Source organism: Bacillus sp. 3G2, assembly GCF_044324725.1.
GTDB classification, from domain to species: Bacteria; Bacillota; Bacilli; order Bacillales; family Bacillaceae_G; genus Bacillus_A; species Bacillus_A mobilis.
In genome coordinates this window covers 4,840,520-4,853,939 of record NZ_CP172246.1, presented here as the reverse complement: position 1 = coordinate 4,853,939, position 13,420 = coordinate 4,840,520, and the positions used below count along the sequence as shown (strand labels likewise).

18 protein-coding genes and 1 tRNA gene are annotated in these 13,420 nt (G+C 38.0%); 9 read left to right on the top strand and 10 right to left on the bottom strand.

What is annotated here, in order from left to right; genetic code table 11:
* Window positions 1-61 precede the first annotated feature (61 nt).
* The 7 genes from trxB to ACHZK0_RS25070 all read left to right on the top strand — a co-directional run bounded on the left by trxB (window position 62) and on the right by ACHZK0_RS25070 (window position 5,845).
* A complete protein-coding gene (gene trxB, locus ACHZK0_RS25100) occupies window positions 62-1,018 on the top strand; it encodes a thioredoxin-disulfide reductase (protein ID WP_061679303.1) in 957 nt (318 codons plus the stop codon).
* A 163-nt stretch (window positions 1,019-1,181) separates the two neighbouring features.
* Window positions 1,182-1,988, top strand: a complete 807-nt coding sequence (locus tag ACHZK0_RS25095; RefSeq protein WP_097861447.1) for a DUF368 domain-containing protein — start codon at window positions 1,182-1,184, stop codon at window positions 1,986-1,988.
* Window positions 1,989-2,215: 227 nt separating this feature from the next.
* Window positions 2,216-2,674 carry an NUDIX hydrolase gene (locus ACHZK0_RS25090; protein WP_061679302.1) on the top strand — a complete coding sequence of 153 codons (459 nt, stop codon included), beginning with the start codon at window positions 2,216-2,218 and terminating at the stop codon, window positions 2,672-2,674.
* A 20-nt stretch (window positions 2,675-2,694) separates the two neighbouring features.
* Window positions 2,695-3,576 (top strand): RNase adapter RapZ, encoded by an 882-nt coding sequence (gene rapZ / locus ACHZK0_RS25085; RefSeq protein WP_000138462.1) that lies wholly within the window; start codon window positions 2,695-2,697, stop codon window positions 3,574-3,576.
* 3 nt (window positions 3,577-3,579) lie between these two features.
* Window positions 3,580-4,533 (top strand): gluconeogenesis factor YvcK family protein, encoded by a 954-nt coding sequence (locus ACHZK0_RS25080; RefSeq protein ID WP_000712183.1) that lies wholly within the window; start codon window positions 3,580-3,582, stop codon window positions 4,531-4,533.
* 89 nt (window positions 4,534-4,622) lie between these two features.
* Entirely contained in the window at window positions 4,623-5,573 is a 951-nt protein-coding gene (whiA, locus tag ACHZK0_RS25075; RefSeq protein WP_061679301.1) for a DNA-binding protein WhiA, read from the top strand.
* Window positions 5,574-5,596: 23 nt separating this feature from the next.
* Window positions 5,597-5,845, top strand: coding sequence for an HPr family phosphocarrier protein (locus tag ACHZK0_RS25070; protein WP_000250305.1), 249 nt, complete (start codon window positions 5,597-5,599; stop codon window positions 5,843-5,845).
* Between the two features lie 334 nt (window positions 5,846-6,179).
* On the opposite strand, the gene clpP is transcribed toward ACHZK0_RS25070, so the two are convergent.
* From clpP to ACHZK0_RS25030, 8 genes are all read right to left on the bottom strand, one after another.
* Window positions 6,180-6,761: an ATP-dependent Clp endopeptidase proteolytic subunit ClpP gene (clpP, locus tag ACHZK0_RS25065; protein ID WP_001049162.1), complete on the bottom strand. Its 582-nt coding sequence runs from the start codon at window positions 6,759-6,761 to the stop codon at window positions 6,180-6,182.
* Window positions 6,762-7,002: 241 nt separating this feature from the next.
* Entirely contained in the window at window positions 7,003-7,872 is an 870-nt protein-coding gene (locus ACHZK0_RS25060) for a DUF421 domain-containing protein (protein WP_061679300.1), read from the bottom strand.
* 20 nt (window positions 7,873-7,892) lie between these two features.
* Window positions 7,893-8,099: a DUF1657 domain-containing protein gene (locus ACHZK0_RS25055; protein ID WP_002167398.1), complete on the bottom strand. Its 207-nt coding sequence runs from the start codon at window positions 8,097-8,099 to the stop codon at window positions 7,893-7,895.
* Between the two features lie 9 nt (window positions 8,100-8,108).
* The gene (gene spoVAE / locus ACHZK0_RS25050; RefSeq protein ID WP_000575922.1) at window positions 8,109-8,459 is read right to left on the bottom strand and encodes a stage V sporulation protein AE; all 351 of its coding nucleotides are present in this window, start codon (window positions 8,457-8,459) and stop codon (window positions 8,109-8,111) included.
* Window positions 8,456-9,472: a stage V sporulation protein AD gene (spoVAD, locus tag ACHZK0_RS25045; protein ID WP_088027980.1), complete on the bottom strand. Its 1,017-nt coding sequence runs from the start codon at window positions 9,470-9,472 to the stop codon at window positions 8,456-8,458. The genes spoVAE and spoVAD overlap by 4 nt, the downstream gene beginning before the upstream one ends.
* A complete protein-coding gene (spoVAC, locus tag ACHZK0_RS25040) occupies window positions 9,473-9,949 on the bottom strand; it encodes a stage V sporulation protein AC (RefSeq protein ID WP_063263108.1) in 477 nt (158 codons plus the stop codon). It lies immediately after the preceding gene.
* Between the two features lie 29 nt (window positions 9,950-9,978).
* Window positions 9,979-10,464 carry a YhcN/YlaJ family sporulation lipoprotein gene (locus ACHZK0_RS25035; protein ID WP_270341030.1) on the bottom strand — a complete coding sequence of 162 codons (486 nt, stop codon included), beginning with the start codon at window positions 10,462-10,464 and terminating at the stop codon, window positions 9,979-9,981.
* A 93-nt stretch (window positions 10,465-10,557) separates the two neighbouring features.
* Window positions 10,558-10,764 carry a DUF1657 domain-containing protein gene (locus tag ACHZK0_RS25030; protein ID WP_000216166.1) on the bottom strand — a complete coding sequence of 69 codons (207 nt, stop codon included), beginning with the start codon at window positions 10,762-10,764 and terminating at the stop codon, window positions 10,558-10,560.
* Window positions 10,765-10,977: 213 nt separating this feature from the next.
* Here ACHZK0_RS25030 and ACHZK0_RS25025 point away from each other — a divergent pair, with 213 nt between their 5' ends.
* Window positions 10,978-11,331, top strand: coding sequence for a YxeA family protein (locus ACHZK0_RS25025; protein WP_395760986.1), 354 nt, complete (start codon window positions 10,978-10,980; stop codon window positions 11,329-11,331).
* Window positions 11,332-11,862: 531 nt separating this feature from the next.
* Here the strand turns inward: ACHZK0_RS25025 and ACHZK0_RS25020 are convergent.
* Both ACHZK0_RS25020 and ACHZK0_RS25015 read right to left on the bottom strand, forming a co-directional pair.
* Entirely contained in the window at window positions 11,863-11,997 is a 135-nt protein-coding gene (locus ACHZK0_RS25020; protein ID WP_270341026.1) for a hypothetical protein, read from the bottom strand.
* Window positions 11,987-12,535 carry a hypothetical protein gene (locus tag ACHZK0_RS25015; RefSeq protein ID WP_270341025.1) on the bottom strand — a complete coding sequence of 183 codons (549 nt, stop codon included), beginning with the start codon at window positions 12,533-12,535 and terminating at the stop codon, window positions 11,987-11,989. The genes ACHZK0_RS25020 and ACHZK0_RS25015 overlap by 11 nt, the downstream gene beginning before the upstream one ends.
* Window positions 12,536-13,208: 673 nt before the next feature.
* Here ACHZK0_RS25015 and ACHZK0_RS25010 point away from each other — a divergent pair.
* Window positions 13,209-13,284, top strand: a tRNA-Arg gene (locus ACHZK0_RS25010).
* Window positions 13,285-13,420 lie beyond the last annotated feature (136 nt).

The following is a 13,420-nucleotide window of genomic DNA, read 5'->3' as shown; positions in this document are numbered from 1 at the left end:
ATGATGCTAACAGTATAATGAGGGTAACTTAATTGAGTAGGAATGAATAGGAGTGAATAGTGTGTCAGAAGAAAAAATTTATGATGTCATTATTATTGGTGCAGGACCAGCTGGTATGACAGCTGCAGTATATACATCTCGTGCAAATTTAAGCACATTAATGCTTGAGCGTGGTATCCCAGGTGGCCAAATGGCAAACACAGAAGATGTAGAAAATTACCCAGGTTATGAGTCTATTTTAGGACCAGACTTATCAAATAAAATGTTCGAGCATGCGAAGAAATTTGGTGCTGAATATGCATACGGTGATGTGAAAGCAGTCATCGATGGTAAAGAATACAAAACAATTATTGCTGGTAAAAAAGAATATAAAGCACGTGCAATTATCGTTGCAAGCGGTGCAGAGTATAAAAAAATTGGTGTGCCAGGCGAAGCGGAACTTGGCGGCCGCGGTGTATCATATTGTGCAGTATGTGATGGTGCTTTCTTTAAAGGAAAAGAACTTGTAGTTATTGGTGGCGGAGATTCCGCTGTTGAAGAGGGTGTGTTCTTAACACGCTTCGCATCAAAGGTAACAATTGTTCACCGTCGTGACACGCTTCGTGCACAGAAAATTTTACAAGATCGTGCTTTCCAAAACGAGAAAGTAGATTTCATTTGGAATCACACTATTAAAGAAATTAACGATGCAAATGGTAAAGTAGGAAGCGTAACACTTGTAGACGTTAACAGTGGAGAAGAGAAAGAAGTCAAAACTGACGGCGTATTCGTATACATCGGTATGTTACCACTATCAAAACCATTTGTTGAACTAGGTATTACAAATGAAAATGGTTACCTTGAAACAAATGAGCGTATGGAAACGAAAGTTCCTGGTATTTTCGCAGCTGGTGATGTTCGCGAAAAAATGCTTCGTCAAATTGTAACTGCAACAGGTGATGGTAGTATTGCAGCACAAAGTGCGCAACATTACGTAGAAGAATTGTTAGAAGAACTAAAAACTGTATCAGAAAAATAAGGGATAACATGCCTTTTGAGAAGAAAGCTACCGATAGGAGCTTTCTTCTTTTTTTGTGAAAATGTCAAAGTATTGTCAAAAAATATTAGGATTATAAGCTTTCTTATTGATATACTGGACTTTACGGAAAAAATCACTATAAGAAATGAGGAATTTATTCAGTATGGAATGGCGTAATATATATCGTGGATTTTGTATGGGCGTTAGTGATTTAATTCCTGGTGTGAGCGGCGGTACAATCGCTGTTGTGTTAGGGATTTATGAACAATTACTTGCGGCAATTAGTGGATTTTTTAGTCGTGAATGGAAAAAACATTTAGGATTTTTAATTCCCCTTGCAGCTGGTGTGGCAGTAGCGTTTTTAACATTAAGCCACGTTATTAAATATTTACTTGCAAATCATTATGAACCGACTCAATTTTTCTTCCTCGGTTTAATTATTAGTATATTACCGATGTTAATGAGAGAAGCTGATGCAAAGTCTTCGTTTAAGGGTAAGCACATTGTTTTACTAATCGTTGCAGCAATTCTTGTTGCGATCACAGCTTTCTTTAAACCGGATAAGGCAGCAGATCCAATTACGACGTTAACAATTTTAAATGCAATTGGTTTATTTTTCGCAGGATGGATGGCTAGTATGGCTATGTTGCTTCCTGGAATTAGCGGATCATTTATTTTATTAATTATTGGTGTGTATCCGACAGCAATTAATGCTTTAACTACACTGAACTTACCTTTAATCGTAGTTATCGGTGCTGGGGTTATGGTAGGGTTTGTTGTAAGTAGTAAAGGAATTAGTTTCTTGTTAGATCGTTATAAAAGTATGACATTTGCGGCAATTATTGGACTTGTTATCGGCTCAATTGTAATTGTGTTTCCTGGTATTCCAACTGGAGGATTTTCAATTATAAGTTCAATTATTACCTTTATTTTAGGATTCGCGATTGTTACTTATTTCGGTAAGAAATAAGTACTTTAATCCCCTTGGCGATAAAAATCGTTAAGGGGATTTTTCATGCTATTCATTGAAAGTCTAGGCATTTACATTGCTTGTTATAGAAAGCTTTTTTAAAATTGTTGAGTAGCAGTGCTTAGCGAAAGGGGACTGGCTCCTTCGTTGTAGCAAACTGTTTTTGATAGTATAATGAAATGAGTATGCAGTGAGAAATTTACTGCAAGTAGCTGAGGTGAAGAAACATGCAAAGAGTGACAAACTGTGTGTTAGTTAGAGATAATGAAGTACTCTTACTCCAAAAACCTCGCCGAAATTGGTGGGTTGCACCAGGCGGGAAAATGGAGCGTGGTGAGACAGTAAGAGATTCCGTTGTTCGCGAGTATCGTGAAGAAACAGGGATTTATTTAAAGAACCCAGCGTTAAAAGGGGTCTTCACCTTTGTCATCCAAGAAGGTGATAAGGTTGTTTCTGAATGGATGATGTTCTCCTTTTTAGCGACAGATTTTGCAGGAGAAAACAAACTAGAGAGCGAAGAAGGCATCATTGGTTGGCATACATTTGACAAAATTGATGATTTAGCAATGGCACCAGGAGATTATCACATTATTGATTATTTAATTAAGGGAAATGGCATAATCTACGGTACATTTGTATATACCCCAGATTTTGAGTTGCTTTCATATCGATTAGATCCGAGTTAAACCGTCAAGGAGAGGATACGATGACAGAGAATAATGATATAAAAATGGTAATTATTACAGGAATGTCTGGAGCTGGAAAGACAGTAGCTTTACAAAGTTTTGAAGATTTAGGATATTTCTGTGTAGATAATTTACCACCGATGTTATTGCCAAAGTTTATTGAGCTTATGGCGGATTCAAAAGGGAAAATGAATAAAGTGGCACTTGGCGTTGATTTACGTGGCCGAGAGTTTTTCGAACATTTATGGGGAGCACTTGATGATTTATCAGAACGTACATGGATTATTCCTCATATTTTATTCTTAGATGCGAAAGATGGCACGCTTGTAACTCGTTATAAAGAAACGAGACGTTCGCATCCACTTGCACCAACTGGTTTGCCGTTAAAGGGAATCGAAATGGAGCGCAGCTTATTAACTGATATGAAGGCACGAGCGAATATTGTACTGGATACATCTGATTTAAAACCGAAAGAATTACGTGAAAAAATTGTTCATCTGTTTTCAACTGAAACTGAGCAAGCATTTCGTGTAAATGTTATGTCATTTGGATTTAAGTACGGTATTCCAATTGATGCAGATTTAGTATTTGATGTTCGTTTTTTACCAAATCCATACTACATTCCACATATGAAGCCATTAACAGGATTAGATGAGGAAGTTTCATCGTATGTGCTGAAATTTAATGAGACACATAAATTTTTAGAGAAATTGACGGATCTTATTACTTTCATGCTGCCTCATTATAAAAGAGAAGGCAAGAGTCAACTTGTAATTGCAATTGGATGTACAGGTGGACAGCATCGTTCTGTTACGCTTACAGAATACCTTGGGAAACATTTGAAACCAGAGTATAGCGTTCATGTATCTCATCGTGATGTGGAGAAGAGAAAGGGCCATTAAGGGATGAAAAAAGAGAGAAAACCTAAAATTGTTATCATGGGAGGCGGTACGGGACTCTCTGTTTTATTACGAGGATTAAAACAATATCCAGTTGATATTACAGCAGTTGTTACAATCGCTGATGATGGTGGCAGTTCAGGTAGATTACGTGATGAGCTAGAAATCCCACCCCCAGGTGACATTCGTAACGTACTTGTTGCGTTATCAGATGTAGAGCCGCTGGTGGAAGCTTTATTCCAGCATCGTTTCACAACGGGAGACGGGCTGAAAGGTCATGCGTTAGGAAATTTATTATTGGCGGGTATGACCTCGATTACAGGAGACTTTTTCCATGCGATTACGGAAACGAGTAAAGTATTAAACGTCAGAGGACGTGTGTTACCGGCAGCGAATCAAAGTGCGGTACTTCATGCGGAACTAGAAGATGGAGAAATTGTAACAGGTGAATCAAAGATTCCTTATTACGGAAAGAAGATTAACCGCGTCTTTCTAACTCCAGAAGATGTAGAGCCGTTACATGAAACGTTGGCTGAGATTAAACGAGCTGATTTACTTGTTTTCGGTCCAGGAAGTTTGTATACGAGTATATTACCGAATTTAGTTGTTAACAAAATTGGGGACGCTGTTCTTGCTGCAAAAGCAAAGAAGGTATATGTGTGTAATGTTATGACGCAAGCTGGTGAAACGATGGGATATACTGCGTTTGACCATGTGCAGGCGTTACATGATCATTTAGGTAAACCATTTATCGATACTGCAATTGTAAATAACCGTGATATTCCTTGTGAATTACGTCAGTTATATGAGGAAGAAATGTCGGCACCAGTTGTAGTAGATGAAGAGCGTTTTGCAGAGAGCAATATTGATGTCATTCAAGATCAATTGGCGAAGTATGATGATCGTGTTGTAAGGCACGATACATTAAAATTAGCTTCTATTTTATATTCACTGTTGTAGATGTGCGTTGCCTCGTTTGAGGTAACGCTCATCCTTTCATATAGGACAAGATTTTTGTTCCAAAGTAATCGTATAAGGAGGTGTTGACTGTGTCATTTGCATCAGAAACAAAGAAAGAGTTGACGAATCTTGAGATGAAGGAATGCTGTGAGAAAGCAGAATTATCAGCGTTACTTCGAATGAACGGATCGCTTTCTTTTTCAAATCGTCGTCTATCTATTGATATTCAAACGGAGAATGCGGCAATTGCAAGAAGGATTTATACGCTTTTGAAAAAAGGATATGACGTGACGGTAGAATTACTTGTTCGTAAAAAAATGCGATTGAAGAAAAATAATGTATATATTGTGCGGCTTGTTGAGAAGTCTCGCGAAATATTAGCTGATCTTCATATTGTTCGAGACGACTTTTCATTTATCCGAAATATATCACAAGAATTGATTGATAAGAAATGTTGTAAACGATCGTATTTACGCGGTGCATTTTTAGCAGGTGGTTCAGTAAATAACCCAGAAACATCATCTTATCATTTAGAAGTCTTTTCGTTATATAAGGAACATAATGATGCTATATGTGAACTGATGAACGGATTTGATTTAAATAGTAAGACGTTGGAAAGAAGAAAAGGGTACATTACGTATTTGAAAGAAGCAGAAAAGATTACGGAGTTTTTAAATATTATAGGCGCTCATAATGCACTTTTAAGATTTGAAGACATTCGAATCGTTCGTGATATGCGTAATTCAGTAAATCGTTTAGTGAACTGCGAAACAGCTAATTTAAATAAAACAATTGGTGCAGCGCTAAGGCAGATTGAAAATATCCGTTATATTGATGAGACAGTTGGTCTTGATATATTACCAGATAAACTGCGAGAAATTGCACAATTACGAAGGGATTATCAAGATGTAACATTGAAAGAATTAGGCGAGATGGTATCCGGGGGGAAAATTAGTAAATCGGGTATTAATCATCGTTTGCGTAAAATCGATGAGATTGCAGAGAAATTACGCGCGGGGGAAACGGTAGCGAAAAAATAAGAGGTTAAAGGGGAAATGGAGCTGTGGTTCAAAAACGAGTTAAGGTTTCATTAAAAAACGGTTTACAAGCACGTCCGGCTGCGTTGTTTGTGCAAGAGGCCAATCGCTTTCATGCGGATATCTTCATCGAGAAAGATGGAAAGACAGTGAATGCAAAGAGCATAATGGGGATTATGAGCTTAGCAATTGGAACTGGTAGCATGATAACAATTACAACAGAAGGTTCAGATGCAGAAGAAGCTTTAGAAGCATTAGCTGCATATATACAATAAGAAGCTATCGCGCATGTGCGATAGCTTTTTTTGTTTCGTTGTTTGTTATTGGGGGTGGGGGGATGTAGGGGGGCGCTTGCCGAAGATTGTCGGTAAGTCGATAAGTTGTGTCGAATCGTCGATATATTGAAAAAATCGCCGATATATTTAGGTGGATACTGAGTGGGGTATGCGTGTGCGGAGGCCTCACCATAAAAAAAGCGCCCTGTAAGAGGGCGCTTTCGCTTTAAATCTATCTAGCTCCAGCGGCTAGAATCTCCGGTCGTTTCGCCCCTTCATTCGAGGCTCCATCGCCCTACAATTCTGAACGAGCCGCTTCCGCTTTAAATATCTATTAACGATTTGTAAAGATCTTATCGATTAAACCGTATTCTAAAGCTTTTTCTGCTGTCATGAAGTTGTCGCGGTCTGTGTCGCGTTGTAGTACTTCAAGAGGTTGACCTGTGCGGTCAGCAAGAATTTGGTTTAGTTTTTCACGTAAGAATAGGATACGTTTTGCAGCGATTTCGATTTCAGTCGCTTGACCTTGTGCTCCACCAAGTGGTTGGTGAATCATTACTTCACTGTTTGGAAGTGCATAACGTTTTCCTTTTTCACCTGCTGCAAGTAAGAATGCACCCATAGATGCAGCCATACCGATACAGATTGTTGATACTTGTGGTTTAATAAACTGCATTGTATCGTAAATTGCCATACCTGCTGTGATAGAACCACCAGGGCTGTTGATGTAGATGTGAATATCTTTTTCTGGATCTTGAGATTCCAAGAATAAAAGCTGGGAAACGATTGAGTTAGCTACGTTGTCATCAATTGCACTACCAAGCATAATGATGCGGTCTTTTAATAGTCGAGAGTAAATATCGTAAGCGCGTTCTCCACGATTTGTTTGTTCAATTACTGTAGGAATTAAATTCATCTGTTATTTCCTCCTTCTAAAGCTTTCTTAGTCTTATAATACAATTATGGTCAATAAAGGTCAAACGAAACCACTTTAAATCAAAAAAATATGTAGTTGTACCATGAAATATTCGCTATGTTTTTGAAATTCCCTGCTTATGTATCTTCAACATCATAACCGAATTACATAAATTTAAACGTTATAAAAGCTGTAGAAAAAAAGAAAAGAACGCCTTTTTACTACAGCGTTCTTTTGATATTTATTCTTTTAAAAGATAGGTTACTTTATTTAAAATTTTTTCGATGTGTTTCGCGTTTTTACTATACATTTCGCTTGCTGATTTCGACTTTGTTTCTAGGGAAAATAGTTCAAGATCAGCATGGCATTTTTTTAAAGATGCTAATAATAAAGGCTTGTTTTGAGGAGAAGGCATTTGTAGTTTGTCATTATAAATGTCGATAGTAAGTTGCCCATATGAATCCACTTGACCGAGAAAGACATTTTCAATAACAACACCGAGCTTTTCTAGTTCAGAATGTAACCAAGCACGGTTATGTCCACTAGAGGATAAAGGTTCATCTAAGACATTTCCATCCATAATAACAGTTTGTGGTTCTTTTTCGTTTGGCACTTTTAAGCCGATATCTTTTGCTGTAAGTGGTTGGCGATCTTTTTTCAATAACACATTTAATTCTCCGCTCGGTTCTAGTACAGCGAATTCAACATCGGCTACGCTGAAAGCATCTTTTCCACGGAGAAGTTCCAGTAATTCGTCACTTGTATATTTTTCTTTCTTTAAGTTATCTTCGAGTATCTTTCCGTCTTTTATTAATACGGTAGATTTTCCTTCAAAAAAATCTCGAGCTGTTTTGTTTTTTAAAGAGAGGATTCCTGTTAAAAAAGGTACCACAGCGAAAATGAGTATCGCAAAAACGCCGTGGAAAAATTTTGAATCGAGCCCTGTAGATACTTGGGCAGCAATGTCACCGATTGTCATTCCGGCTATGTATTCAAAAAAGGAGAGCTGAGAGATTTGTCTTTTCCCTAACCATTTTGTAATAGCAAATAAAATAATTAATATGAATACAGAGCGAAGAATGACAAGTGTCCATTCCGGCAGGTGAGACATAGTCATTTCCTCCAGTCTACTTAAAACCCTTTATATTGAGGTTCTTCACGTTCTAATACTGAAACTCTATTCTGTAAATCAGCGATGATGCTGTCCATTTCTAACATACATTCATGAAATACACGTTTTGATTCCGCGTCCTGTGAATTTAGTGAAAGAGAACTTAAGCTTGCTTGAGCGCCCCTTACACTAGCGAGGCAGGTTTTAACGCTAGCGATAACAGTCATACGAACACCTTACCCTTTCGGTTTGAATAGCAATGCTCCAATGAATCCAAAAATAATAGCTGCAGATACGCCGGCGCTCGTTACTTTAAACATACCGGTGATGACGCCGACGATGCCATGTTTTGCAGCTTCTTCCATTGCGCCGTGAACGAGGGCGTTACCGAAACTTGTAATAGGTACAGTGGCCCCGGCTCCAGCGAAATCAATTAATGGTTCATACAGGTTGAATCCGTCCAGTATAGCGCCGACAACAACAAGTGTTGCCATTGTATGAGCGGGTGTTAATTTTCCGACATCAAACATAAGTTGTCCGATTACACATATGAGTCCACCAATGACGAAAGCCCAGAAAAAAATCATTGCGTTGCACCTCCAAATTCAATCGAAACGGCGTGAGCGATACACGGAATTGTTTCTTCTTGTTGGAATGTAAGTGGAGATAGTAAAGCGCCTGTCGCAACGACAAGTATTTTTTTGAACTCTCCTCTTTTCATTCGGTTTAATAAATGACCGTATACGACTGTTGCGGAACATCCTGGTCCACTCGCCCCAGCTATGACTGGTTGTCCGTCTCTATAAATAATGATTCCGCAATCTTGGAATTGTTCACTCGTTACTTTTGTTCCGTGTTTATGTAGTAAGTCGTAGGCAATTTCGCGACCGACATGTCCAAGGTCACCTGTTACGATTAAGTCGTAATAAGAGGCGTCAATTTGTCGTTCGCGTAAATGGGCTTCAATCGTATCGACAGCCGCTGGGGCCATCGCACCACCCATATTAAAGGGATCTGTTAATCCCATATCAATCACTCGTCCGATTGTTGCAGATGTTACTCTAGGGCCATGTCCAGTGTCGCTTAAAATAGCTGCGCCAGCTCCAGTTACTGTCCATTGTGCGGTAGGAGGTTTTTGACCGCCGTATTCAGTTGGATATCGGAATTGTTTTTCTACAGCGGCATTATGGCTGGATGCTCCAGTTAATAAATATTTTGCGCCTTTTGCATTTACAATGCTTGCCCCGAGTGCTAATCCTTCCATTGAAGTAGAACATGCGCCGAATAATCCGAGATATGGTGTTCCGAGTGTACGGCAGGCAAAGCTTGTTGGAGTGATTTGATTAATTAAATCTCCTGCAAGTACAAATTGAATATCGTCTTTACGAAGCTTGGCTTTTTCAGTAGCGCGGCTACAAGCTTCTTCAAATAAGATTTTGTGCGCCTTTTCGTAAGAATCTTGTCCGAGCCATAAATCTTCATGGAGTGTGTCGAAGTCTTCAGGTATATTTCCATTCGCTTCAAACGGTCCACCAACTACCCCGGTTGAGATAATAACTGGTTTGTTTTCGAATACCCATGTTCGGTGTCCTTGTAACATTTATAGCCCTCCCCATTGAACGAGAATCGTTTTAATAAGTGCGATGACGAAAGCTGAAAATACACCAAATAAAATAACGGAGCCGGCTAATTTAAACATATTTCCTCCAACACCGAGTACGAATCCTTCAGTCCGATGTTCAATACATGCTGCGATTACGGAATTCCCAAATCCAGTAACAGGTACAGCTGTGCCAGCTCCGGCGAATTGTCCGAGGCGATCGTATACGCCGAATCCAGTTAGCAACATGGAGATGAAAATAAGAGTTGCCACTGTTGGATTTCCTGCTGAACGCTCAGTGAAATCAAAATATGTGATGTAAAAAGTAGAAATGAGTTGTCCGATGAAGCAAATAAAACCACCGACGAAAAATGCTTTTATACAATTTTTTAAGACGGGGCGCTTCGGTTCCCGTTCTTGCTCGAATTTTTTATACTCCTGTTGCACAGGGGTTAAGTTCTTATCTTTACTAGACATTGCGATCCTTCCTTTTCTTTTAAAAAGCGTTAAGTGTTAGACTCCATTTTTTTTCCGATGAGTTTTAATTGCTTATTAATCTCATCTTTAGATACTTTTTTTTCCTTAATCTTTCTTTCAAGCTTTTCGAGTAACATAAAGATTTTTTTATCTGTACTTACACGAACATCGAAAGTAGGATGTTCATCACTTAGCTGCTTTTGAAGCTTCTTACGCAGAGGTTTTAATCCAAACCTTTCGTGGTGCTCAGGTAGTACTGCTATGTAGAGATCTAAATTTGAATTCACTGCTGTACTTTTTATAATTTCATCCATAGCGAGAGCTCTTTTCTTTGCTCCTTGTGATATAGATTGATTAAATGATTCCGTACTCGTCTTTGTTAATTTGGGACCTTTCTCTTTCTCCGTTCGTTTTGCTTCTTCTTTCACTTTTTTATCTAAGGGGCTATTATCACATCCGGTAAAAGAGCTACATAGAAGGGCAAATAACGCGGTTATGAGGCCGAGTTTTCGCATGATTATCATTCCATTTCTATTGCAATATGTAATGTGATAGAAAAAGGATGACCGCATATCATCCTTTTTCTATTTCACAGCATGACGAATCCGTTATTGCTGTGAGTATTGTGGTTCTTCTTGTTGGACTTCTTCAACGCGTGGGTTTAAAGAATCGATAATTGTTTGTGTTTGCTGCGCAGCTGTTTGGAAAAGTTGCTTTGCTTGTTGGTTATCCGTATCAAGAGCGAATCCCTCTAAGCTAGCTTGTGCACTTTTTAATCCAGAAACAGTTTGCTTTAGTTTTGTAATTACAGTCATTGAATGAAGCCCCCTTTGGAATATCAATTCAAAGGTTATAATTTGTGAGTTGGGGTGAATTTATGATTGGAAAATTTAGGGGTAAAGCATGTGGAGGTTACAATTTTGTAATGAATATGTAAGGAAAAGCGATAGTGGAAAAATTTTTTTCTTCTAGAATAAAGAAAGTAAAGCAAGTAAAGCAAGTCAAAAAGATATTTTAAGGAGAGAAAAATGAAGAAATTATTATTAGGTTTAATTGGACTTTTTATATTAGTTATTGGTGTGGCAAGTGTTTCTCATAATGAGATAACAGATAGATACAATCCGTTTGTGAAAGAGGAGTTTGTATATGTAAAGGTGAAAGAATCTGGCCGACTATCCAAAATCGGAGAGGTAGCTGGGGATTATAAACTTGCTGGTTATTACGCTTCGGGCGAAGGAAGAGACGTTAAGTTTTATGCACCTCGTGGGCTTCGAGAAGGAGCATATGTAAAGGTTAAAACGAAAGGTGAATATATTGAAACATACGAAGAAGTACAGCCGAATGAAATTCCAAAAGAGATTAAAGAGAAACTAGATAAATAAAATGTATAAGAAGTGCCTCCTAAATGTAGAAATTAGGGGGCGTTTTTATTATGTAAAAAAATAGATGAGTTGTAAAAAGACGAAGAAAAATAGTTGATTTTATGGATACCACCGAGGAATTGAACACAGAAATGGTGATAAGAATCGTTACACAGACATTTTAGGTGGAAGGGTTTAGAAAGTACAATATCGGTGATTACACAAAGATTTCTCATTATTTTATGCGAGAATTAAACATCAATAAAGTTGAGATTATTATTGCAAAACATTTGCAGATAGATATTAATAAATTGCTTAGTAGAGAGTTAGCACCAACTAAGTAGGTTAAAGAAAATAAAAGAGCCGTACGTGAAAGCGTACGACCCAAAACAATCATATCGAAACTAAATAATAGACAAGCCATATCAGTCCGAACATTTACTTTGCATTCTATCGGAAAAAATTCGAAGACTGCAAGGGGTCTTTAGTAATGTCTTTTTTTAGATATTGATACGGTAAGTCACGACGTGGAAGTCGTACCGAGTTGATAAATTAAAATTGTAAAAGGTTAGCTAGAGCCTGCGCGAATAAATCAGCATTATACAAGCGAAGTGTATCCTCTTTTGCATGTATAGGCCAGGTGGTTGCGACCATTAACAGAAAAGGGTGGAAAAATTTACGCTTCATCTTGTTGCTCTTCCTTGTCTTCTTTCTTTTCATTCATTCTCTTCTCGGTAGAACCTACTTCATCGCCCCTGCGAATATCGTTTATCGCACCCATTGATTTAAGGTATAGTTCTAATCCGCTTTGCATCTTTGCGGTTGATAAACTTAACTCTTCTGTTGTTGCACTCTCAAAACTGTCTAGACGTAATGAGAAAGCATCAGCATAGTAACTCATTGATCTTAACAGTTTCTCGTGATGTACTTTGTACTCTTTATCAGGTACTAGGTTTTGTAAGTCCTTATATAAATCAGAAAATTCGATAACTACCTCTGCGAACTCTTCTTGGTTTGAGAACAATGTTTCATCCTCTTGTACTAAATCATTCATCTTTGTTAAACATTCTCCAAAGCTGTTTGAAAAAGCCATGACTTGGTCTACATAGGTAGATTCATTTTTTTCTGCTACTTCAATTTTGTCTTCCTTCTTTGACTCACTGTTACCGCAACCTCCTGCAAATAACATCATCGGAACTGCTAAACAAATTAAACTGCGTTTCATAGTTGTATACCTTCCTTTTTCCTACCCCTATTACTTGAATATTACTATATCTTGTTTTCTTTATATTATAACCGAAATAAAGATCTTCACCTTCAATTCAATGGAGGTCTTTATGCAATACTTTCCCTGTTTACTTCCCATGCCTTCAATACTTCTGTGACTTCCCCATTGCTTAACTTATCTATTCGAGTCAAACCATTACCATAGTCTTTAAGAGAAGCGGAATTTATTAGTAGGGAAAGCATGAATGCCACACCTAAAATACTACCTAATAATGCGAGTGCAAATTCCGTATTTCTTTTTAAAACTCAACCTCCTAAAACTATGCTTATATGGAAAAAAACACTTATACTTATAATACCTGTATATAATTGAGCTTGCCAAGTGAAATTGCCCTTAAATGAATGGCTGCTATCAAACCGAGGTGTGAAGTCGTGGTTTTAGCGAGATGTCAATCCACTGATAAATAGCGAAGGGGGGATGGGGAATATGTGATAATGCTAGTGTAGAAGGCACTTTTGTACTTGCGTATTCGGTTAACGCCGAGATATAATATTACATATGTAAAGAAGCGAACACCTAAGCGATGGAGTTCGTGTCCTACGTTAAACTTTCGGTAAGAACAAATCGAAACGAGACGGAGGCTAAACGTTGATATTATTATAATCTTCATGCGCCCATAGCTCAGTCGGATAGAGCGGTGGTTTCCGGTACCACGTCTGCCGGGGGTTCGAATCCCTCTGGGCGCGTCAAAAAGTCCTAACTTACGTATTGTAGGTTAGGACTTTTTTATTTCCCTCTTGTTATATCTAGTAATAAGATTTACTATTAGTACTTGATAATAACTTTTCGGTTTATCATTTTCTTTCAATATTATTCAAATTT